General features: G+C 43.9%; 18 protein-coding genes and 1 pseudogene. All 19 read right to left on the bottom strand.

Annotated features, from left to right (window positions below; translation table 11 throughout):
• Nucleotides 1-56: 56 nt before the first annotated feature.
• Nucleotides 57-1,079: an L-threonylcarbamoyladenylate synthase gene (locus tag BM195_RS13850; protein ID WP_090239553.1), complete on the bottom strand. Its 1,023-nt coding sequence runs from the start codon at nt 1,077-1,079 to the stop codon at nt 57-59.
• A gap of 290 nt (nt 1,080-1,369) precedes the next feature.
• The gene (locus tag BM195_RS13845; RefSeq protein WP_090239551.1) at nt 1,370-1,771 is read right to left on the bottom strand and encodes a GNAT family N-acetyltransferase; all 402 of its coding nucleotides are present in this window, start codon (nt 1,769-1,771) and stop codon (nt 1,370-1,372) included.
• A gap of 66 nt (nt 1,772-1,837) precedes the next feature.
• The gene (gene spoIIR / locus BM195_RS13840; protein WP_090239548.1) at nt 1,838-2,446 is read right to left on the bottom strand and encodes a stage II sporulation protein R; all 609 of its coding nucleotides are present in this window, start codon (nt 2,444-2,446) and stop codon (nt 1,838-1,840) included.
• 212 nt (nt 2,447-2,658) lie between these two features.
• A complete protein-coding gene (prmC, locus tag BM195_RS13835) occupies nt 2,659-3,519 on the bottom strand; it encodes a peptide chain release factor N(5)-glutamine methyltransferase (RefSeq protein WP_090239545.1) in 861 nt (286 codons plus the stop codon).
• A gap of 3 nt (nt 3,520-3,522) precedes the next feature.
• Nucleotides 3,523-4,593: a peptide chain release factor 1 gene (gene prfA / locus BM195_RS13830; protein ID WP_090239544.1), complete on the bottom strand. Its 1,071-nt coding sequence runs from the start codon at nt 4,591-4,593 to the stop codon at nt 3,523-3,525.
• Between the two features lie 188 nt (nt 4,594-4,781).
• A complete protein-coding gene (locus BM195_RS13825; protein ID WP_090239543.1) occupies nt 4,782-5,402 on the bottom strand; it encodes a thymidine kinase in 621 nt (206 codons plus the stop codon).
• 172 nt (nt 5,403-5,574) lie between these two features.
• Nucleotides 5,575-5,820 carry a type B 50S ribosomal protein L31 gene (locus BM195_RS13820; protein ID WP_090239540.1) on the bottom strand — a complete coding sequence of 82 codons (246 nt, stop codon included), beginning with the start codon at nt 5,818-5,820 and terminating at the stop codon, nt 5,575-5,577.
• Between the two features lie 375 nt (nt 5,821-6,195).
• Nucleotides 6,196-7,476 carry a transcription termination factor Rho gene (gene rho, locus BM195_RS13815; protein ID WP_090239537.1) on the bottom strand — a complete coding sequence of 427 codons (1,281 nt, stop codon included), beginning with the start codon at nt 7,474-7,476 and terminating at the stop codon, nt 6,196-6,198.
• Between the two features lie 572 nt (nt 7,477-8,048).
• Nucleotides 8,049-9,017: a class II fructose-bisphosphatase gene (glpX, locus tag BM195_RS13805; RefSeq protein ID WP_090239530.1), complete on the bottom strand. Its 969-nt coding sequence runs from the start codon at nt 9,015-9,017 to the stop codon at nt 8,049-8,051.
• A gap of 426 nt (nt 9,018-9,443) precedes the next feature.
• Nucleotides 9,444-10,730: a UDP-N-acetylglucosamine 1-carboxyvinyltransferase gene (locus tag BM195_RS13800; protein ID WP_090239526.1), complete on the bottom strand. Its 1,287-nt coding sequence runs from the start codon at nt 10,728-10,730 to the stop codon at nt 9,444-9,446.
• Nucleotides 10,731-11,013: 283 nt separating this feature from the next.
• The gene (gene fsa / locus BM195_RS13795; RefSeq protein WP_090239521.1) at nt 11,014-11,655 is read right to left on the bottom strand and encodes a fructose-6-phosphate aldolase; all 642 of its coding nucleotides are present in this window, start codon (nt 11,653-11,655) and stop codon (nt 11,014-11,016) included.
• 433 nt (nt 11,656-12,088) lie between these two features.
• Entirely contained in the window at nt 12,089-12,448 is a 360-nt protein-coding gene (locus tag BM195_RS13790) for a response regulator (RefSeq protein ID WP_090239518.1), read from the bottom strand.
• Nucleotides 12,449-12,677: 229 nt separating this feature from the next.
• Nucleotides 12,678-14,285, bottom strand: coding sequence for a CTP synthase (locus tag BM195_RS13785; RefSeq protein WP_090239516.1), 1,608 nt, complete (start codon nt 14,283-14,285; stop codon nt 12,678-12,680).
• 724 nt (nt 14,286-15,009) lie between these two features.
• Nucleotides 15,010-15,228, bottom strand: a pseudogene (rpoE, locus tag BM195_RS19200) (DNA-directed RNA polymerase subunit delta); the annotation flags it as partial.
• A 273-nt stretch (nt 15,229-15,501) separates the two neighbouring features.
• Complete coding sequence (gene icmF / locus BM195_RS13775) at nt 15,502-18,738, bottom strand: fused isobutyryl-CoA mutase/GTPase IcmF (RefSeq protein WP_090239512.1); 3,237 nt, start codon at nt 18,736-18,738, stop codon at nt 15,502-15,504.
• Between the two features lie 27 nt (nt 18,739-18,765).
• Nucleotides 18,766-19,404, bottom strand: coding sequence for a TetR/AcrR family transcriptional regulator (locus BM195_RS13770; RefSeq protein WP_090239509.1), 639 nt, complete (start codon nt 19,402-19,404; stop codon nt 18,766-18,768).
• On the bottom strand, nt 19,405-20,331 hold the full coding sequence (gene meaB / locus BM195_RS13765) for a methylmalonyl Co-A mutase-associated GTPase MeaB (protein ID WP_090239506.1): 927 nt from the start codon (nt 20,329-20,331) through the stop codon (nt 19,405-19,407).
• A gap of 171 nt (nt 20,332-20,502) precedes the next feature.
• A complete protein-coding gene (locus BM195_RS13760) occupies nt 20,503-21,642 on the bottom strand; it encodes an acyl-CoA dehydrogenase (protein ID WP_090239503.1) in 1,140 nt (379 codons plus the stop codon).
• 61 nt (nt 21,643-21,703) lie between these two features.
• The gene (locus BM195_RS13755) at nt 21,704-22,843 is read right to left on the bottom strand and encodes an acyl-CoA dehydrogenase (RefSeq protein ID WP_090239500.1); all 1,140 of its coding nucleotides are present in this window, start codon (nt 22,841-22,843) and stop codon (nt 21,704-21,706) included.
• Between the last annotated feature and the right edge of the window lie 96 nt (nt 22,844-22,939).

Genomic DNA, 22,939 nt, shown 5'->3' with positions numbered 1-22,939 from the left:
TTACGGTTATATCAGGGGAAATAAGAAACTGACTTATCCACAGGCACATCTCAAGCTCAATTTTCCACATATTCAGTGGCAGCTTTTTCGAGCCGATTCATAATGGCTTGTCCGATGTCGGATTTCGAAAATGTCTCACACAGAATCAGATCAACGTTGCCATTCTTAAATACACGTAACGCACCATACAGGTTTGATGCAATTTGCTGTAAATCGGATCCGAGCGGAATGACTCGTTCTGCCTGTAGTTTATTTGCAGTTTCCGTACTGGCCATAACACCGATTCGTTTCTGAGCCCCTTGTTCCCTGTCAATGATGGCTTGCAATCTTTCCGCTTTGCCTGGTACAAGCCACATCGGGACCTCCGGAGCATAATGCGTATATTTCATTCCCGGTGCTTTTGGATTTTCAGCGGTATTGGCCAACGCAGGATCAACCATAACCGGGCCAATTGCCGTTTCTAGCTGTTCTTTCGTGATACCGCCAGGCCTGAGAATTACTGGTATTTCCTGTGTACAATCGATGACTGTTGATTCCACCCCGACACCAGTTGCCCCGCTATCGATCAGTCCAGCAATCTTCCCTTGCAAATCCGTCCAGACATGGTCTGCATTGGTCGGGCTCGGCTTTCCGGAAATATTGGCGCTTGGAGCAGCAAGTGGTATATTACACGTTTTCAGCAAGGTTTGTGCAACCGAATGGTCCGGAATCCTTATGCCGATTGTAGATAACCCTGCTGTTACGTTATCTGCACATACGCCATTATTTGATAACACAAGTGTTAATGGACCCGGCGTAAATACATCAATTAATTTTTCAGCAACATCAGGCAGTGGTTTGACCAGACTGCGCAACTGATTTTTCGTGGCAACATGTGCTATCAGCGGATTATCTTCCGGCCTCCCTTTTGCCCGGAAAATGCCTGAAACAGCTGATTCGTCGGTTGCATCCGCACCAAGTCCATAAACGGTTTCAGTCGGAAATGCTACCGTTTGGCCGTTTTGCAATAGTTCAGCCGCTTCCTTAATCGCCTGCTGATCGGGTTGTTCCTTTTGTATGTTCCATCGTTTTGTCTGCACAGTTCGTCCCTCTTTTCTACAATATATTTTAGTGGAAAGAAAATGGTTGTGCAAAAGAAAATAGCCTGCGGGAATTTTTTCCACAGGCTATCCACAGAAGGGAAAATTCAGATTTAGCCATTATTTTACAGGCGTCAGGAGCCAGAATTCAGATTTAGTAAAAACAGTCACCAGTAGATTTCCAATTTAGATCATCGTTTTTCCACAAAACTGTGGAAAGTTTTTTTGCGTTGTTCACTTATTTTTAACAGGTTACCCACAGAACGTTGTGCATAATTGTGGATAAGTAGTCAGGAAACATGATATGTCCACCAATTTCCTTCCTTATCCGGACTAGTGCCGACGAACGTATTCTCTTTTTGTGGATAAAATTGCAATGATTCAAGCAATACATCGACCATTGGCTGGTGGCTGTGGACAAACACTTGCTTTGCCTGCTTTTCTTTTGCCATCGCTAAAATAGCTTCCAATAAAACGGGTAGAGATGCTGCCGCATTCTTTGTCACATAAAGTTGTTTCAGCCAGTAGACATCGTTATCGACCAAATCCATCACAAAACAGCCTTCGATTGTCCCCTTGAGCTCTACAACATACCCTTTTTCCAGTAATAGATTCCGCTCAACGTCCTGATTATTTTGCAAAAATTGTTCCAGCTTCTCTTCCGATGCATGATTCGCTGCGATTAGTTCCATTTTTTTCACCTCTATGATTTTGGCAGATTTTCTAGTATTTTATGTGGAAACTGGAGAATCTATGACTTAACCAAACCATTCAAAGAGAAAAAATTTTACTTCCGCTTCTTCTTCGTCTTCCTGTAGCTCCTGTTCCGATTTCTCCTCTTCTGCCTCAGCAACACTGGTTCCATTTGAAAAATCCAGAAAGCACAGCGGCGGGAACAGCACACACCACCAATTAGCTCCCTGACCTTCTCCAAGGGTAATCAAAACGGCTTCATATTCACCAGGTGGGTACAGATATGAGCCATACAGCTTTGCCGGGAATGTGACATTTCTTCCATATTCAACGTCCATCGACTGTTGCTTATTTTCCGCTTCCAGTACACCTTCCACAATCGTGCGGATTTCCGGAATACGGGCTTCAATCAGCTTTCTGGCTTCGTTGATGTCAGTCATCTCTTCTACCCATTCGGTTATGGCATCATTGACCTCGTCACGAACCTTACGCTTTAATGCCTGATCTTCCTGCTTGTCACTATTGGCTAAAATACGCAGACGGATCGCTTCATCCGGAATAACCTTTATATCATCAGACTGGGCGTTGTAGCCAGTTTCTCCACTAATACCTTTCATAGGCATTGCTAAAACGATTATAACGAATATGATTGCTGATACTGCTAACTTTCGCATCTCCCAGAATCCCCTCTCCAACCTGATTTTTTCCCGGTGCAACGTCCGTCATATTCCGTCTCTGAAACATGAGAGATAACGGGCGATGACACCCCGGTTCGTTTAACTTACAAACCAGTATGGACAGGGGGCTTTTATTTCATACTATGAATCTATTATTTTTTGGGTGCGCAGGATTGAAGGCGTAGAGGCATTTGTTCCCGCTCATGCTGTTACGCGTTATTGACTGTCATTTTAATGATACGGTCCTTGCCGTTCATATCCGGGATAATCGCCACATCACTCTTCGGAAATGCTTTTTGCAATAAGGATTGAACATCAGCTCCTTGCTTGTGTCCGATTTCAAGAAACACACAGCCACAAGGCTTCATCGTTTCTGGCAGCTGATGAATGATTTTCTTAAATGCAGCCAAACCATTGTCATCAGCGAAAAGCGCCTGTTCCGGCTCAAAATTTTTTACAGTATCGGAAAGCAATGTTTTATCAGCAGATGCGATATATGGCGGGTTGGAAACGATCATATCGATTTCAATATGCTGCTCAATCAGCGGCTGTAAATAATCACCCTGAAGAAAGGTAACATTTGAATCCAATTGTTTCGCATTTTGTCTTGCTACTTCAAGTGCTTTCTCTGAAATATCGGTTGCATAAACAGTTGCATTTGGCAGTTCCAATGCAAGGGTTATAGCGATAATTCCGCTTCCTGTACCAATATCAACAATCCTGAGCGGCTCATTTGAAACCGCTTGGATGAAGTGCTGTACGAGTTCCTCTGTTTCGGGACGCGGTATCAGGGTGTGCTCATTAACTTGAAAATCCCGCCCATAAAACGTTGCATAACCTGTTATATGTTCGAGCGGCACACCAGTTTCTGCATGCTCGGTTACCGCACGACAGAAGCTTCGTAATACAGTTTCCGGTATCGGGTCGTGCATCATCGTCAAAAAAACTGTCCTCGTCACATCAAGATAATGCTTCAGAAGCAGTTCAGCCATCTTGGGTTCACGGTTATTTTCCTCTAAAAAAAGAGAAGCCCGGCGCAGGACTTCATGTTGTTTGGGCTCTTTTTCCATTGTTTATTCACCAATTTCTTCAAGTTTCTTCGCTTGCTCTTCCAGCAGCAATGCATCGATGAACTCATCCAATTTCCCTTCCATGACCTGGTCCAGTTTTTGCAGCGTCAAGCCGATACGGTGGTCAGTCACACGAGTTTGCGGAAAATTGTATGTGCGGATTCGTTCTGAACGGTCACCGGTGCCAACAGCCGATTTACGATTTTCATCATATTCCGCCTGTGCCTCCTGCTGGAATTTGTCATAGATGCGCGCACGAAGCACTCTCATCGCTTTTTCTTTATTTTTGATTTGCGATTTTTCATCTTGACAAGAGACCACAATCCCGGTTGGATCATGGGTCAGACGTACGGCAGACATGGTTGTGTTAACACTTTGGCCGCCTGGACCGCTTGAAGCAAATGTATCGACGCGAATATCTTTTTCATTAATGTCAACTTCCACTTCTTCCGCTTCCGGTAACACGGCTACCGTTGCAGTTGATGTATGGATACGGCCGCCTGATTCCGTTTCCGGTACGCGCTGCACGCGGTGTGCGCCATTTTCATACTTCAATTTTGAGTATGCACCAGTACCATTTACCATAAAAATAATTTCCTTATAGCCGCCGACACCGGTTGAGCTTGCCTCGATCACATCGATTTTCCACCCCTGTGTTTCAGCATATTTGATATACATGCGGTAAAGATCACCGGCAAACAGCGCAGCCTCATCTCCACCGGCAGCGCCGCGGATTTCCATAAAGACGTTTTTGTCATCGTTCGGGTCTTTTGGCAGCAGCAATATCTTTAACCGTTCCTCCAGCTCTTCCACTGCTTCGGATAGTTCCTCGATTTCCGCTTTTGCCATTTCCTGCATTTCTTCATCTGATTCATCTTCAAGCATTTCTTTCGCATCCTTCAATTGTCCGGTTACATCTTTATATTGCCGATAATTCTGCACAACCTCCTCCAGATCAGACTGTTCCTTGGAGTATTCACGCAGCTTATTCGTATCACTTATGACATCAGGGTCGCTAAGTAATTCATTTAATTTATTATATCGATTTTCCAATGATTGCAGACGCTCTAACATAACGGTCACCTCTTTTCGATTAACAGTATAATTATAGTATACTCTTGAAGGGAGGTCAAAATTAGCTGAAGTCGTATAGCTGTTCTTCCGATGCTGATTCAGCAGGTTTTTGACTACCCGGTTGCCTTCGTAGCATAATCTGGTCTCTTTCAACAAAAAAAGAGCGCCGAAGCACTCTCTTTCGCTGATTATTCCGATAAGGCCCTGATTTCTTTTCCCCTGCAGCCGGGCTTGTCCGGTACTTCATGATGATGCCGGCATCTTGGTTCATAGGACTCTGATGCGCCAACCATGATGACCGGGTCGTTATATGATGCAGGCTTCCCGTTAATTAAACGCTGGGTGCGGTTTGCAGGTGAGCCGCAGACAGGACAGATAGCATTCAGCTTGGAGACGGACTCAGACTGTGCCATCAGCTTTGGCATTGCACCAAATGGTTCTCCGCGAAAATCGGTATCAAGACCGGCAGCAATGACACGAATGCCTTTATCGGCCAGTTCATTTGCCACGGAAACAATGTTGTCATCAAAAAATTGAACTTCATCGATCCCGACCACATCTACATTTGTATGATGAAGATATTCAAAAATTTTATCGGAAGTTTTCACAGGGCGTGCGATAATTGATGTACCATTATGGGAAACGACAGACTCGTCGGAATATCTGTCATCAACGGCCGGCTTAAAAACAAGGACTGATAAATTGCCATATGTTGCACGGCGAACCCGTCGTATCAGCTCCTCTGATTTTCCGGAGAACATACTGCCGCAAATTACTTCCAGCCATCCGCTTTGTTTCATCACGTACATGTACAGGGACTCCCTTCAAGGTCGTATTTCTATTATGTAATGTTTAGTTTAACATTTGATCGGACTTTTAACCGGTAACGGCATTTATCCTTTTCATTAAAGTGAAAAAAACAGGCAACGTAGAGACAGATTGCCTGTTTTCATATGAATGAGGTTTGGTCGCCTCAGCTTTTTATTTCATATTATATTTTTTCTTGAATCGGTCTACTCGTCCGCCGACTTTATCAGCTTTTTGTTTTCCTGTGTAGAATGGGTGTGAAGCTGAGCTGATTTCAATTCGGATAAGCGGATACGTGTTGCCATCTTCCCACTCGATTGTTTCCTCGGAAGTTTGTGTTGAACCGCTCAAGAATTTATAATCTGAGCTCGTGTCCAGAAAAACCACTTTTCTGTATTCCGGATGAATTTCTTTTTTCATATCTTTCCACTCCTTTTTGCCCTGAATCCTTTGGAAACAGAGTTATTGCAAGAGCCGTCACAGGTCTCAATACCTTATTTAAACTCACATAAAAATAGGTTGTTCAAAAGTCCGGTAAAAATGACACGTCGATAGAGGACCTTCTGCTAAAACCACCCACGTGCTGTAGGCAACGCAGAAGTCATCACATCCTGTGGGAGCTCGTTAGCTTCCCGTTCCGTTGCTCATGTATTTTAATACATACGTTCCACTACTCAAAGCTACGATATCTTGAACTTCTCGGTCCTTTTTATCCATCTTTTGAACACGCACTAGAAAAAATTATAACAGCATGACGTTATGATTGCAATAGCCAATCATTGCTTATTATCTTTTCTATACTTTTGTTCCTTTACGCTTCATTTCTTCCTCCATTTGCTGGAAAAATTCATCATTATTTTTCGTTGACCGGAGACGTTTCAGGAAGCGATCAAGGAAGTTATGGGAGTCTTGCATGGTTTTGCGGATGGCCCATATTTTATCCAGATGATCTTTCGAAACAAGCAATTCCTCTTTTCGTGTTCCGGATTTCAATATGTCAATTGAAGGGAAAATCCGGCGTTCAGCAAGACTCCGATCAAGGTGCAATTCCATGTTGCCGGTTCCTTTAAATTCTTCATAGATGACGTCATCCATGCGGGAACCTGTATCAATTAAAGCAGTTGCAAGGACAGTAAAACTGCCGCCTTCCTCAATATTCCGCGCTGCACCAAAGAAACGTTTCGGACGGTGAAATGCAGCCGGGTCGATACCACCGGAAAGCGTACGGCCACTTGGCGGAATGACGAGATTGTATGCACGGGCAAGACGTGTAATGCTATCCATTAACACAATCACATCACGTTTGTGTTCAACCAGGCGCATTGCACGTTCCAGGACAAGTTCCGATACCTTGATATGGCTTTCCGGAACTTCATCAAAAGTTGAACTGACAACATCCACATCCTCATGAACCGAGCGTTCAATATCCGTTACTTCTTCCGGACGCTCGTCCACCAGTAAAATAATCAGTTTGGCTTCCGGATGATTCGTCGAAATACTATTGGCAATTTCCTTCAGGAGCATTGTTTTACCAGCTTTTGGCGGTGCAACGATTAATCCGCGCTGACCAAATCCGACCGGTGTCATCAAATCAATGATACGCGTTGATATATTTTTAGTCTTCTGCTCAAGCTGCATTAGACGATCAGGATACAGTGCCGTGAGTGCAGGAAAATGAACACGTTCTTTTGACGTCTCCGGATCTTCCCCATTTACCGCGTCAACATGCAGCAAACCGTAATAGCGTTCGTTTTCTTTTGGCGGACGCACTTTGCCGGAAACTTTATCCCCATTTCTTAAATCAAAACGGCGAATTTGTGATGCGGAAATATAAATATCTTCTGCACTCGGGGAATAATTGATTGGGCGAAGAAAGCCAAATCCTTCTGAAGGTATTATTTCCAGAATCCCATCCATAAATAAGTAGCCATCTTTTTCAGCCTGTGCTTTTAAAATAGCAAAAATAAGTTCTTTTTTTGTCAGTTTTGCATAGTACGATACTTTGTATTCCCGTGCCAGAGCATAAATCTCTTTTAATGTTAATGTCTCCAGATGGGAAATTGTTAATGATGCCATTAAATCACCACACCTATTCATTTGAGGTTGTTCAAAAGTCCGGCAAAAATGAATCGCCGTCTAGTGAAGCTTCGACTAAATACCGACATGTCCTGTATCAATGTCGAAGCCACCCATACTGTGGAAGCTCTGCTTGCTTCTCTGTTGCTCGTGTACTACTTCGCTACTCAAAGCTGCGCAGCCTCGAACTTTTAACACACACGACGTGTTAGTGCCGGCGTTTTCAAAGGACATGACGAACCTAACCGACCGGGCCTTTTTATCATCCTTTTTGAACACACGTATATATTTACATCTTGAAAACTGTGAATGTTCTCATTCTATTTGAATGGTCAGTATAACTATAGGAAGAGTTTGCAGGAAGCTAGAATGGAAGTTTTCCTATTTTACAATTATCATTGCCGTTTATTCCTATTCATAAACATATCCATCATACCCTTTTCCAGGGTAATATTCAATACTATTTCAAATATTTTTGTCTGTACCAACGGATTAAAGTTGAAAGCAGATTCAAGAGTAAAGGAAGCCAGCTGGAATTTGGCTTCCTATTATTTGATTTATGTTAAACGTTATTAAGGTTGTATAACAAGATTTGGTTTTTTACTAAGGCTGTGTTCACCGTCAATGAAACGGACTGTCCCGCTTTTGGCACGCATTACAACAGTTTGTGTTGTTGCTTTTGAACCTTTGAATCGTACGCCTTGGAGCAGTTCTCCATCGGTTATTCCGGTAGCAGCAAAAATAGCATCGTCACCATCGCAGAAATCATCCATGTAAAACACTTTATCCAAATCAGCAATCCCCATTTTATGACAGCGTTCAATTTCTGCATCACTGGACGGGACGAGCTTGCCCTGGATTTCGCCGCCAAGGCATTTTAACGCTGCCGCACTGAGGACACCCTCTGGAGCACCCCCGATTCCCATTAGAATGTCAACACCAGTGTCGTCGAAAGCTGTATTCATGGCTGCAGCCACGTCGCCATCCGGGATTAACTTGATCCGTGCTCCAGCAGTACGGATTTCTTCAATTAGTTCCGTATGACGCGGACGATTCAGAACAATCACGACCAGGTCTTCAACTGCCTTATTTTTTGCTTCAGCAACTGCTTTTAAGTTATCCAGTACAGAGGCATTAATATCAATTTTTCCAACAGCCTCCGGACCAACTGCTATTTTTTTCATATACATGTCCGGGGCATGCAGCATTTTTTTCTCATCGGCAATCGCAATAACAGCCAGCGCATTCCATGTACCTTGTGCAACGATATTTGTCCCTTCCACAGGGTCTACAGCTATATCCACTTTTGGACCGGAACTTGTACCGAGTTCTTCACCAATATAGAGCATCGGCGCTTCGTCTTTCTCCCCTTCACCGATGACAACAGTGCCCTGCATCGGGATTGTGTCAAAGACATCACGCATAGCTGAGGTTGCAGCGTCATCTGCTTCATTCTTTTTCCCACGTCCCATCCAGCGTGCGGATGATTGTGCCGCCGCTTCTGTTACGCGGACGATTTCCATTGTTAAACTTCTTTCCATTTTCCCCTCTCCTTTAATAAAAATTATCCTCATCCCAAAAGGATTTACATATAGAGGGGTTTCTTTAGCCCTTTTCGCAATATATTGTTGCTTTTTGACCACCGCAGCTGAAATTCACGAGTGCTCGTCGCGTTAAATGTTGTCTCAGTGTAGCATACGCTCCTCGCAGTTTCGCAGCTTTCCCACAAGATGCTTTGCTTGGTGCCCGTCGCGTTAAATGTTGTTTCGGTGTAGCACGCGTTCCTAGTACGCACATCACTGTGGAGCTCACTTTGGCCACTATTCCCGCTTGAGTCGACGTGTGTTTCAACTGCTATATTTTAATTTCTTCTATACAGTGGCTTGTAAAAAACAACATTCATTAAAAAAGCAGTCTTTCTTTATGGTATTTCACTTTTATTTGAAGTCAAGTCGTCTGCTCTTTTATTAGGAATCCTGAAAATGCTCGATTTCCTGCTCATTCATTTCTTCGCGCCATATGTTGGCACCAAGATAATTTAGCTTTTCAGTGATTTTTTCATAGCCGCGGTCAATATGCTCCACACCTGTGATTTCAGTGACACCATTTGCCATCAGTCCAGCAATGATAAGTGATGCACCTGCACGCAGATCACTGGCTTTTACACGTGCGCCTTCGAGCTGGACGGGCCCGTTTACAATCACTGAGCCGCCTTCCACTTTAATATTGGCATTCATCCGCCGCAATTCATCGATATGTTTAAGACGCGCGGAATAGATCGTATCCGTTACAACACCTGTATTGACAGCCTTCGTCAATAATGATGTGAACGGCTGCTGCAGATCAGTCGGAAACCCGGGGTAAACTAATGTTTTAACATCAACACTTTTAAGCGGATGCTTCGGTGCGATATATAATTGTTCATCGCTTTGCTCCACTGTAACACTCATTTCTTCCAGCTTGGCCAGTACGGATTCAAGATGCTGTGGTATAACATTGTCTAAAATCACTTCGCTGCCTTGTGCCGCAGAGGCTATTGCATATGTACCAGCCTCAATCCGATCCGGAATAATAGTATGCTGGCATCCATGCAATGATGGTACACCTTCAATCCGGATCACGTCTGTCCCAACTCCTTTGATTTTGGCGCCCATATTGGTCAAAAGTGTTGCAACATCAATAATCTCCGGTTCTTTTGCAGCATTTTCAATGATGGTTTTGCCTTTTGCTTTCACTGCGGCAAGCATAATATTAATGGTTGCCCCTACACTGACGACATCAAGGTAAATCCTGGCTCCACGCAGCTGATTGGCCCGGATATAGATGGCGCCTTGTTCATTGGTTACTTCAGCTCCCAATGCCTCAAAGCCTTTAATATGCTGATCGATCGGACGCGGCCCCAAATGACAGCCGCCCGGAAGCCCAATAACCGCCTGATTGAATTTACCGAGCATGGCACCCATAAAATAATAGGATGCCCTTAATTTTTTTACTTTACCGTTCGGCAGCGGCATCGATACCATATTTTCAGGATCAATGTGCACTGTTTGCCCATCCCAGCTGACTTTTCCACCTATTTCCTCCAGCAAATCACCTAGCGTATAAACATCTGATATGTCGGGCAACCCCTCAATCATGACATGTGAATCAGCTAAAAGAGCAGCAGGCAGTAATGCAACAGCACTATTTTTAGCTCCATTGATCCGTACTTTGCCATTTAGTAAATGACCGCCCTCAATTAATATTTTTTGCAATTACAGCACCCCGCTTCTCGACGTCGTACACTTCTACCCTGTCCAGTCGCCTCCGCTTTTCTTTGGCTAACTGCGGCTCCTAGCGACTAGCGGAGTTCCTGACTCCTCCCTGCGATAAGTCAACGTCAAATCGCTTCAGCTCTTCGCGTTTCCTTTATCTCAGTCGGAGCAGTCCACCCCGTAAGTCGCTGACCAGTCGCCTCCGCTTTTCTCCTTACCCTAATCATTTTTTCCAGTTATATGCATTTATTCCGCATTAACATACAATAGATTCAGTTTCAGTTTATTTTTGCTTGTTCCAGTCAGCAAGGAATTTTTCAATACCTTGATCTGTCAATGGGTGCTTAACCAGTTGACCGAGCACTTTGTATGGCAGTGTCGCAATATGTGCACCATTTAAAGCAGCGTCTGTCACATGCAGTGGATGTCTGATGGAAGCTGCTATAATTTCCGTTCCAATATTGTGACGATCGAATATTCCGGAAATGGTTGCAATCAGATCCATACCATCATGTCCAATATCGTCCAGTCTTCCAAGGAATGGCGATACGTAGGAAGCACCTGCACGAGCTGCCAAGAGTGCCTGGTTCGCATTAAAGATCAGTGTCACGTTTGTTCTGATGTTCAAATCACTGAACGCTTTAACGGCTTTCAGGCCTTCCAGTGTCATCGGAACCTTAACTGTAATATTCGGTGCGATTGCCGCCAGCTCTTTCCCTTCTTTCACCATACCTTCTGCATCTTCTGAAATAACTTCCGCACTGACGGATCCGGATACTTCATCGGTAATTTCCTTCAACCGGTCGTGAAAGGAAACACCTTCTTTTGAAACGAGACTTGGGTTAGTTGTCACACCCGCCAGAATACCAAGTTCATTTGCAGACCGGATTTCATCAATACTTGCGGAATCCAAGAAAAAATTCATTGGTAAAACCCTCTCTTTCTTAATTTAAACGGTCTCTGCCAGGCAGTGATCAAATCTGAGATTTTTCACCCGGCAGCCGTTATTGTTACAGCCTATGACTAAAATAATATGCCAATCTTATGCTTGATTAGAAGAACCGAACTCGTGCATTTTTTCGACAACCGTTTGCTTGATGGCATCACGCCTTGGAAGGACAATTAGAAAACTTGACTTCTTCCAGCCTTACCTCAGTTGTACTTATCAGGCAGGACGTTTTATACGCTTCTATCTGCTAAGTAAATTAATTACAGTATAAGAATATCAACAAGAACGTAAAGTCGCAAGCTACAGAATGAGATTGCTTTATTTCTGCATTTTAAAAATGCAGCAAAAGAAAACTGTCTGCTGCATCATTACCCTATTATGATATGACTATAAGCACGATAAAAGCGCATTATTCCAATATACTTTTGACAAAACGGCTGACTTCCTGAATGCTGAACGGCTTAGCAAATACTTTTCTTATAATACCGAAATGTTTTAATTCCTCCCCGGCATCTTCAGCCAAACCACTCATCACAATTGCCGGAATAAAGATTTGATCATGTTCCAATTGTTTTAATACCTGTGAACCATCCACAACGGGCAATTTATAGTCGAGCATTAGTAAATCAAATGACCCGGCGTATATTTTGTCCAGTGCTTCCTTACCCGTTTCAGCCGTTGTCACACTAAATCCTTCATCAGTGAATACTTCCTGTAATAACATACGTATTCCAGCCTGGTCATCAACTACCAATATCTCCTTTGTCATGCTTGTCTACCCCCAGCTACACGAATTCTATATGATGTTTACTTATCTGTATTCGATAAAATTTCGTAAAATCCTTCTTTTTAAAGAACAGAATTCAGGAGGGACTGAGTTATTTTTAGAAACACTTGGCTTTTCTGGAAACACAGAAGTACGACGTTTTATAGAAAAAAGACCTAACCCAAAAACCAAGTGTATGTTCTTGACTTAGATCTTTTTGCTTTAGTTGTGATTATGATATTGCTATCCGGGCAGCAGCACCGACGAACCCGTGGAACAGCGCTTGGGGGCGGGTCGGGCGCGATTTGAATTCTGGATGGAACTGACATGCCACAAACCATGGGTGGTCAGCGATTTCAATGGTTTCAACCAATCTGCCATCAGGACTGGTACCAGAAAGAATCATTCCATTCTCATGCATTTGCTCCCGGTAATCATTGTTAAATTCATAACGGTGCCGATGACGCTCATATACCAATTCCTCTCCATCATACGCCTGTTTCGTTTTCGTATCATCCATCATTTTGCATGGATAACTGCCTAGCCGCAACGTACCGCCCAAATCAGAAATGTTTTTCTGTTCTGGCAATAAATCAATAATCGGATGTGGTGTATCCGGGTCTATCTCAGCGGAATGCGCGTCCTCAAGACCCAGAACATTCCTGGCAAATTCAACCGTGGCAAGCTGCATTCCCAGACAGATGCCTAAAAATGGTTTTTTGTTTTCACGGGTATAGCGGATTGCTTCGATTTTGCCTTCAATTCCGCGGTCGCCGAAACCACCAGGAACAAGTACTCCATCTACATCTTCCAATTCACGTTTGATGACTTCTTTATCCTGCTTCTCCGCGTTTATCCATTTGACTTGAATATCTGTATCAAAACCAAACCCTGCATGTTTTAATGCCTCTACAACTGAAAGGTAAGCATCCGGAAGCTCCACATATTTTCCGACCAGTCCGATAACCGTTGTGCTTGATAAATTGCGCACACTGGAAATGAGTTGTTCCCATTCTTGCATGTCTGCTTCCTTGCAATCCAGCCCAAAATGATCACATGTCAATTGATCAAGTTGCTGCTCTTGCAGTGCAATCGGAACCTGGTACAATGTATCTGCATCACGCATCTCAATCACTGCTTGTTTATCCGTATCACAAAACAGGGCAATCTTTTCTTTCATTTCATCACTGATCGGCAATTCCGAACGCAATACAATAACATCTGGCTGAATGCCTAATGAACGTAATTCTTTCACACTATGCTGGGTCGGTTTTGTTTTAACTTCACCGGCAGCCTTGATATATGGCACAAGTGTACAATGAATGTACATGACGTGTTCCCGTCCAATGTCACTTTTGATTTGACGGATGGCTTCCAGAAATGGAAGTGACTCAATATCCCCAACTGTTCCGCCAATTTCCGTGATAACAACATCAGCTTTTGTCTTCTGTCCAGCACGAAAAACCTGTTCCTTAATTTCATTTGTAATATGCGGAATGACTTGGACAGTACCGCCTAAATAGTCACCGCGGCGCTCTTTCTTAATTACACTGGAATACACTTTTCCTGTCGTAATATTGCTGTACTTATTCAAATTGATGTCAATGAACCGCTCGTAGTGCCCCAGATCAAGGTCGGTTTCCGCACCGTCTTCAGTCACGAACACTTCACCATGTTGGTAAGGGCTCATTGTTCCCGGGTCAACGTTTATATACGGATCAAACTTTTGAATCGTCACCTTCAATCCCCGATTCTTCAAAAGCCTTCCCAATGAAGCAGCTGTTATCCCTTTCCCCAGTGAAGAAACTACACCGCCGGTCACAAAAATATATTTAGTCAATGATTCATCCCTCTACTTTCTATTTGAATTAATGTTGTATCGCTTATTACTTCTGTAAATAGGTTATATCGTTCGTTAAAAGTTAAACATAAGAAAAAATCGGCTGATGCGCCGTCTGTTTGAAAACTGGATTCAAGAAGCCGAATTCAAGGAAATGGGTGAATTAGCCGATTCCAATTAGAACTATACTGAAACATAAACAAAAAACGCCCCCCCTTTTATAAACAGGGGGAGCGCCGGATGTTTATGAATTTAGCGAGCCCAATTAAAATTGTACCCATCGGTATCTAAAAAGTCAAGCGGATTCTTTATCCACCACATAACTGGCAGTAAGTTCCTCTCATTACAGAATGTTTTATAAAAGTGTGGGGGGATCAACTGCCTGTAAAGGTCCGATTCTGTTCAACTAACATTCAGTGGGGAAAAGCACCCCACTGAATGAAGTTTCACTTTACCTATTATCTTCATCTTCATTGCTATCATCATCATCTTCATTATCATCTTCATCATCATCAAAATCGTCAACTTCATCGAATTCATCGTCAAATTCGTCGTTTTCATCAAGTTCATCTTCACCGAGTACTTCATCATCAAATGTACCTGTCAATATCTCGACATTATCGTCCGCAACATCCAAGTTCCCTTCTTCAGGCTCTTCACGCGGAACTTCTTCTTTCTTTTTCTTCTTCGCTTTCTTTTTCTTAGGTGCCGTTGATACGATTTCGTCCATTTGTTCAACCGGATACCAGCGCTTCAATCCCCACACGCCGGAACTGACTGTCAGGAATCTGCCATCTAATGTCAGATCTGTATAAAATTGTGCAATGTATTCCTGTTTCTGTTCTTCGGTAAATCCTTTGAATTCAGCTATTTGGTCATAAAGTTCATTGAAATCCATTGCTTTTTTTTCATCCCATAAGCGTTCATTTGCCAGTTCAACCATTGATTTTACTTCCAGTTCTTCGCGGCTGTAGTTTTTCAAGCTCACGACTACCGCACTCCCTTTTCATGTATTTCATTTCAAGGCTATTACACCTGATTATTAATGTTCTGTACATCATATTGCTTAAATCGTACCATTCATTATAAACAAAAATGGACGGAATATGCCAGTATAAACAATAATGAGAAATGAATTATTTCTAAAGCTGCAGCTGCGGACATGAAAAGTCAGGAATCGGCTATTTCGCCGATTCCTATAATCCTGCCTCTGCTATTACATATTCCTTCTGTACTGACCGCCTACTTCATAAAGTGCGTTCGTGATTTGGCCAAGGCTAGCCACTTTTACGGTTTCCATCAATTCTGCAAAAATATTACCGCCGGATGCTGCCACTTGCTTTAATTGTTCAAGGGCAGCGTCAGTATATTCTTTATGAGTATCCTGGAATTTATGCAGTTCACTGATCTGATGCTCTTTTTCTTCTTTGGATGCCCGGGCAAGCTCCATTGAATTAATGTTATCTTCTGACGTCGAATTTGGATTGACATAAGTATTCACTCCGACAATCGGCAGCTCACCGGAGTGTTTTTTGCCTTCATAGTACAATGATTCTTCCTGGATTTTGCCGCGCTGGTATTGGCGTTCCATGGCGCCAAGCACACCACCGCGGTCATTCATTTTTTCAAATTCCTGCAGAACAGCTTCCTCCACCAGGTCCGTCAGTTCTTCCACAATAAATGACCCCTGCAGTGAATTTTCATTCTTTGTCAGTCCAAATTCTTTATTAATAATCATCTGTATGGCCATCGCACGCCTGACAGATTCTTCTGTCGGTGTTGTGATCGCTTCATCGTATGCGTTCGTATGCAGTGAATTCGTATTGTCCTGAATAGCTAAGAGTGCCTGCAGCGTTGTCCGGATATCGTTAAAATCAATCTCCTGTGCGTGCAATGAGCGGCCGGATGTCTGGATATGGTATTTCAGCTTTTGACTCCGCTCATCGGCACCATATTTATCGCGCATCGTAATCGCCCAGATGCGGCGGGCAACACGACCAATCACCGTATATTCGGGATCTAGCCCGTTGGAAAAGAAGAACGACAGATTTTGCGCAAATTTGTTCACATCCATGCCGCGGCTCAAATAATATTCTACATACGTAAAGCCATTAGCAAGCGTGAATGCCAGCTGAGTAATCGGATTGGCACCTGCTTCTGCGATGTGATAGCCAGAAATGGAAACAGAGTAATAATTCCGGACATTTTTATCGATAAAATACTGCTGAATGTCGCCCATCATGCGAAGAGCGAACTCCGTCGAGAAAATGCATGTGTTCTGACCCTGATCCTCTTTTAAAATATCGGCCTGAACCGTTCCACGCACAACGGATATCGTCTCATCCCGCATATTTCGATATTCTTCACCGCTCGGTTCACGTCCTTTTTCTTCTTTGAATTTCGTCAGTTGCTGATCAATCGCTGTATTGAAAAACATCGCCAGAATAATGGGTGCCGGGCCGTTGATCGTCATAGACACCGATGTTTTCGGGTCGATCAGGTCAAACCCGTCGTACAGTTTTTTCATGTCATCCAATGTACAAATGCTCACACCACTTTCGCCGACTTTTCCGTAAATATCCGGACGGGGTGCAGGGTCTTCCCCATACAGTGTTACCGAATCGAATGCTGTTGACAGCCGTTTTGCTTCACTGTCTTCAGATAAATAATGAAATCGCCGGTTGGTGCGTTCCGGTGTGCCCTCTCCGGCAAACTGTCGTGTCGGATCTTCACCTTTGCGTTTGAATGGAAAGACACCTGCCGTATACGGAAAAGACCCCGGAATATTCTCCTTCATCAGCCACTTTAGGCGATCTCCCCAGTCCTTATATTTTGGAAGCAGGACTTTTGGTATTTTCAGGCCTGAGATCGACTCTGTCGTTAAGTCCATTTCAATTTCTTTGTCACGGATTGAAAATGTCAGTTTATCCTGATTGTATGTTTCTTTCGTTTCATCCCAATTGTCGAGCAGTTTTTTCGCATGCTTATCAAGTTTGTCTTCATACGTTTGGATGGCTTTGTTGATTGTTTCGGTGCTGTCATCATCATTTAGGACACTTTTGGTACCTTCAAGCTGGTAAAGTTTTCGTGCTATATCACTTTGCTTTTCCGTCTTTTCGTGGTAATCCCTGATATGTGAGGCGATTTCCCGCAAATAATGACGGCGTTCATTTGTAATGATCATGTTTTGCTTCTTGGCAATGGTATTGCGATCAAAGCCGATTGTGTCATTCCAGCCGAACTTTTCATTCAGCGTATCTATCATGGATGCGAACAATGCATTCGTGCCGGCATCATTGAACTGATTGGCAATTGTACCGAAAACCGGGAACGTTTCCTTATCTTCACCGAACAGCATATGACTGCGCTGATATTGTTTGCGGACCTGATTCAATGCATCTTCAGACCCTTTTTGCTCAAATTTGTTAATGACAACAAAATCAGCAAAATCAATCATATCAATTTTTTCAAGCTGTGAAGGTGCACCGAATTCAGCCGTCATAACATACATGGAAAGATCAGTGACATCGGTGATTGCCGCATCTCCCTGGCCGATTCCGCTTGTTTCAACAATAATGAAATCATATTCTGCGGTACGGAGCACATCAATGACATCCTGGAGCGCCTGGGACAGCTCTGTTCTTGATCCCCGTGTCGCCAATGACCGCATATAGACACGATCAGTAAAAATCGCATTCATCCGGATTCGGTCACCAAGCAAAGCGCCGCCAGTTTTCTTTTTCGTCGGGTCGATCGAAATGATGGCTATTTTTTTGTCCGGTATTTCATGGATAAAGCGGCGAATCAACTCATCGGTCAGTGAACTTTTACCGGCGCCTCCTGTGCCAGTAATACCCAGGACCGGTGCATGGTTCGATTGTGACCGCAGTGTATTCAGAACGGCTTGCTTTTCCTCATCCTCATCGTGGTTTTCGATATAGGTGATCAAGCGGGCAATTGCCTGCCGCTCACTGTCAGCCAGCTTTTCCTGTTCACGTTTCAAATCAATTGGCGGTAGGAAATCACATTCCTCAAGCATGCTGTTGATCATTCCCTGAAGCCCCATTTCACGGCCATTATTGGGTGAAAAAATGCGTGATACCCCATACGCTTCCAGTTCGGTGATTTCACGCGGAATAATCACACCCCCGCCGCCGCCATAAACCTTGATATGACCGGCGTCCAGCTTATGAAGAAGGTCAATCATGTATTTGAAGTATTCCACATGCCCTCCCTGATAGGATGAAATCGCAATTCCCTGGGAATCTTCCTGAATAGCCGCGTAGACGACTTCCTCCACTGAACGGTTGTGACCGAGATGGACAACTTCTGCACCACTTGATTGAAGAATTCGCCGCATAATATTGATCGAGGCGTCATGTCCGTCATATAAACTTGATGCCGTTACAAATCGGACAGGATTGACCGGTTTATAAATCTGAACTTGTTCCATATGAACCCTCCTTGAAAAACTTTCTGTTCAGTCGCTCTTAACATTTGGCATGCCGTTAATGGACAGAGACTGCATCAGAAAATGGATTTGACGTTCAATATACTCCTTCAGGGTGAATTGTTTTTGCAACATCCACCTCCTGAACCCCCACATTTGACCTTGAACAAAAATATTATTGGCGATAAGAGCAGCATCCTGCCTGAGAATGCTGCCAGGTACACAGGTCACAATCATTTTTTCCAGCATAGCCACCATATCCCGTTCCTTCTGCAGCACGTATTCTTTCGTTTCTTGTTTGAGTGACTTGACTTCCTGATACATGATGACAACTTCTTCCTGCATGTCGTCCATCAGGTGAAAATACGATTCAACGACTTTTTCCAAATTGGCTACAGTTGGATTCTTCCAGTCAATGGCAGCTTCCAGACGCTCTCTTACCTGATCATAAATCGCATCACAAACGAGAAACAGCACATCTTCTTTTGTCCGGATGTATTCGTACAATGTACCGATACTGAATCCCGATTCTTTTGCGATCTCCCTCGTTGTCGTGCGGTGAAACCCTTTTTCTTTGAATAAGGCAATCGCACCCTTGATCATCTGATTTCGCCGCTTCTCGATCAAATCGGTATCTTTCACAGAAGAAACAACTTGGTTATTTGTCATTCAGCCGCCCCCTTTCTTTTTCCATTGGTTAAAGATTTCCTGTGCGCATTTATACGGGTCATCTTCGGCTTTAATTGTCATGTCTTTGTTCTCCACATAAGCTTTTACATCCCGCCAGATTTCTTCGCGGATCAGTTCATATACTTCCAGCTCCTGCTGCTGTTTCCGGCGTTTTTGGCCTTCCTTGGTACTGTATAAATAGTCATGGTGCTCATTGATTTTTTCCCAAAATGTATCGATTCCTTTGTTTTCAGTTGTGATCGTTTTGACAATCGGAATTTCATATGTTTGCTTCGTCATCATAACGAGCTCTTTCAGGAGTGCTTTTAATCTCCCTACACCTTGGAGATCTGCTTTGTTGATGATGAACAGATCGGCAATTTCCATGATCCCTGCCTTGAAAATCTGAAGCACATCACCACTGTTCGGTGTCAGGATAAGTGCGGTTGTATCAACAATTTTCATGATATCAAGCTCAGATTGCCCAACACCTACCGTTTCCACCATCACAACGTCAAAGCCATATGCATCACAAATACGGACAGCATCTTTGGTTGCACGGGCGAGGCCTCCCAGACTGCCGCGAGTTGCCATGCTGCGAATGTATACACCGTCATCGGTGAAATGCTCGTTCATGCGGACACGATCACCGAGCAAGGCACCGCCGCTGAACGGACTCGTTGGATCAACCGCAATGACCGCAACTGTCTTGCCTTCACTTCGGATATGGGTGATCAGACGGTTCACAAGTGAACTTTTTCCTGCCCCCGGTGATCCGGTGATGCCCACATAGCGCGCATGCTTTTTGCCGGAAAAAACACCACTGAGGAGTGCGAGCTTATCAGGGTGATCATTTTCAACGATTGTAATCGCCCGAGCCAATGCACGTATGTCTTTTTGTTTCATCTGTTCAACAATTTGGTGCATAGGACTGACTTCCTTTCATGCAATGTGAGCTGCTTTCGGCGCAGGTTGATGCTGTTGCCGTGTGAATTTGCAACCTTTTCGTGATTTGGTGGTGCGCTCGCTGACTTTAGGCGTTCACTCGAAATGGTGAACTTGAGCCGATGACAATTTAAGCCAAACTTCGAGGCCTTCCTATTTCGTCAGCATCCGACCAATCACGAGACGTTGGATTTCGTTTGTTCCTTCATAAATTTGGGTGATTTTTGCATCGCGCATGTACCGCTCAACCGGATAATCTTTTGTATAGCCATACCCGCCAAATACTTGCACTGCTTCGGTCGTAATTCTCATAGCAGCATCACCGGCAAATAGTTTGGACATGGCTGATGCTTTCCCGTATGGCTGACCTTCTGACTCAAGCCATGCCGCCTGATAGGTTAATAGACGGGATGCTTCTATCTCTGTCGCCATATCGGCCAGTTTGAATGAAATACCCTGATTGGCCACAATTGGTTTGCCGAACTGTTCACGTTCTTTCGCATAATCCGCAGCGGCATCAAGTGCACCCTGAGCAATCCCCAGTGCCTGAGCAGCGATACCGTTGCGTCCGCCGTCAAGTGTTGTCATGGCGATTTTAAATCCTTCACCTTCTTCACCCAGCAAATTTTCTTTTGGAATACGGCAGTTTTCAAAAATAAGTTCAGTTGTTGGGGATGATCGGATGCCGAGTTTTCTTTCCTTTTTGCCAGTAGTGAATCCTTCCGTTCCTTTTTCCACAATAAATGCGCTAATGCCTTTATGTCTTGCCTCCGGATCAGTCAGGGCAAATACAATATAAATATCCGCAACACCCCCGTTCGTGATCCAGACTTTATTGCCGTTTAGAATGTACTCATCACCATCTTTTTTGGCAACTGTTTTCATGCCAGCTGCATCACTGCCGGACCCTGGTTCAGACAGTGCATAGGCGCCCAATGCTTCCCCGGTTGCAAGAAGACTGAGGAACGTTTTCTTCTGTTCTTCGTTACCATATTTATAAATGGGCCAACTTGCAAGAGAAAGGTGCGCTGATAAGGTAACCCCGGTTGAGGCACACACTCTCGATAATTCTTCTACCGCAATCACATAACTGACAAAATCAGCACCGATTCCACCATATTCTTCCGGCCACGGGATTCCCGTCAGCCCCAATTCAGCCATTTTATCAAAAATATCGCGATCAAAACGTTCTGCTTCATCTCGTTCTGCTGCAGTCGGTTCTACATCTTTTTGGGCAAAATCACGAACCATCTTGCGCAGCATTTCCTGTTCTTCTGTCAGTTGAAAATTCATCGTACGTTGTCCCCCTTCAAAATTGAAAAACTTGATTGATTACCAGAGAATCTTTATTCATTCAGCGCAGTAGTTCTTTTGCAATCACGACATGCTGAATTTCATTCGTTCCTTCATAAATTTCGGTCACCTTAGCATCACGGAATAATCGCTCAACCGGATAATCCTCTGTGTAGCCATAACCACCATGAATCTGAACAGCTTCAATAGCTGCTTTCCGTGCTGTTTTCGATGCATACAATTTAGCCATAGATGCTTCTTTCTCGCATGAAACCCCACGCTGTACCAATGACGCAGCCTGATAGACCAATAGTTTGGCAGTTTCGACCTTCGTTGCCATGTCAGCAAGCTTAAACGCTACCCCCTGGTTTTGGACAATTGGTTTGCCGAATTGCTCACGCTCCCTTGCATAGCTGGTTGCATACGCAAGTGCTGCTTCACCGATTCCCAAAGCCTGAGCGGCAATACCGATTCGCCCCACATTTAAATTGGCCATCGCAATTTCAAAACCATTATCCTCTTCGCCGAGAAGCTGCTCTTTTGCAACGACACAGTTTTCAAAATTAAGCTGCACTGTACTCGACCCATGCAAACCCATCTTCTTTTCGGATTTCCCAATATCCAGTCCCGGTGTATCTTTTTCAACAATAAATGCGCTGATCCCTTTCGATCCCGGTTCGTCACTCGTCCGGGCAAACGTTACATATGTATTCGCCTCTCCGCCATTAGTAATAAACATCTTGGATCCGTTCAGAATGTAGCTGTCGCCATCTTTTTTCGCTTTAGTCCGCATGCTGGCGACATCAGAACCTGCCCCAGGCTCCGTTAATGCGAAGGCACCAAGATATTCACCTGTGGCAAGCTTTGGAAGGTAGTATTTTCTTTGTTCGTCATTGCCAAAATATAAAATCGGGTTGGTACCGACTGATGTATGAACGGATAAAATGACGCCGAGGGTCGCACTTACTTTGGAAAGTTCATTAATGGCTATAATATATGACATAAAGTCCATCCCGCTTCCGCCATATTTTTCAGAAATCGGAATTCCCATCAACCCGAGCTCCCCCATTTTCTGAATGATTTCTGCCGGAAAACGGTCTTCCCTCTCCATCCTGTCAATTTCCGGCTGCACTTCATGCTGGGCAAAATCCCGAACCATTTTACGCATCATTTTTTGTTCTTCGGAAAAATGCAGGTTCATATGATTTGGCCTCCTTTCTGCCATTCTAGGCTGTTTTAGTGACAATTGGCTTTATAATACAGAATACGCCACTTTCGTATTCCTGGGTTGATCTTA

The organism is Lentibacillus halodurans (genome assembly GCF_900112045.1).
Taxonomy (GTDB): Bacteria; Bacillota; Bacilli; order Bacillales; family Amphibacillaceae; genus Lentibacillus; species Lentibacillus halodurans.
Note: the sequence above shows the minus strand (reverse complement) of the source record. Positions and strands in the feature narration are given on the sequence as shown.

Excerpts from the sequence above, each read along its gene's own strand:
- icmF (WP_090239512.1), bottom strand. The coding sequence starts at position 18,738 with ATGGAACAAGTTCAGATTTATAAACCGGTCAATCCTGTCCGATTTGTA.
- spoIIR (WP_090239548.1), bottom strand. The coding sequence starts at position 2,446 with ATGCGAAAGTTAGCAGTATCAGCAATCATATTCGTTATAATCGTTTTA.
- BM195_RS13790 (WP_090239518.1), bottom strand. The coding sequence starts at position 12,448 with ATGACAAAGGAGATATTGGTAGTTGATGACCAGGCTGGAATACGTATG.
- prmC (WP_090239545.1), bottom strand. The coding sequence starts at position 3,519 with ATGGAAAAAGAGCCCAAACAACATGAAGTCCTGCGCCGGGCTTCTCTT.
- BM195_RS13760 (WP_090239503.1), bottom strand. The coding sequence starts at position 21,642 with ATGAATTTTCAACTGACAGAAGAACAGGAAATGCTGCGCAAGATGGTT.
- fsa (WP_090239521.1), bottom strand. The coding sequence starts at position 11,655 with ATGAATTTTTTCTTGGATTCCGCAAGTATTGATGAAATCCGGTCTGCA.
- BM195_RS13825 (WP_090239543.1), bottom strand. The coding sequence starts at position 5,402 with ATGTACGTGATGAAACAAAGCGGATGGCTGGAAGTAATTTGCGGCAGT.
- BM195_RS13770 (WP_090239509.1), bottom strand. The coding sequence starts at position 19,404 with ATGACAAATAACCAAGTTGTTTCTTCTGTGAAAGATACCGATTTGATC.
- BM195_RS13755 (WP_090239500.1), bottom strand. The coding sequence starts at position 22,843 with ATGAACCTGCATTTTTCCGAAGAACAAAAAATGATGCGTAAAATGGTT.
- prfA (WP_090239544.1), bottom strand. The coding sequence starts at position 4,593 with ATGTTAGAGCGTCTGCAATCATTGGAAAATCGATATAATAAATTAAAT.
- BM195_RS13845 (WP_090239551.1), bottom strand. The coding sequence starts at position 1,771 with ATGGAACTAATCGCAGCGAATCATGCATCGGAAGAGAAGCTGGAACAA.
- BM195_RS13820 (WP_090239540.1), bottom strand. The coding sequence starts at position 5,820 with ATGAAAAAAGAAATTCATCCGGAATACAGAAAAGTGGTTTTTCTGGAC.
- glpX (WP_090239530.1), bottom strand. The coding sequence starts at position 9,017 with ATGGAAAGAAGTTTAACAATGGAAATCGTCCGCGTAACAGAAGCGGCG.
- meaB (WP_090239506.1), bottom strand. The coding sequence starts at position 20,331 with ATGCACCAAATTGTTGAACAGATGAAACAAAAAGACATACGTGCATTG.
- rho (WP_090239537.1), bottom strand. The coding sequence starts at position 7,476 with ATGGCATCATTAACAATTTCCCATCTGGAGACATTAACATTAAAAGAG.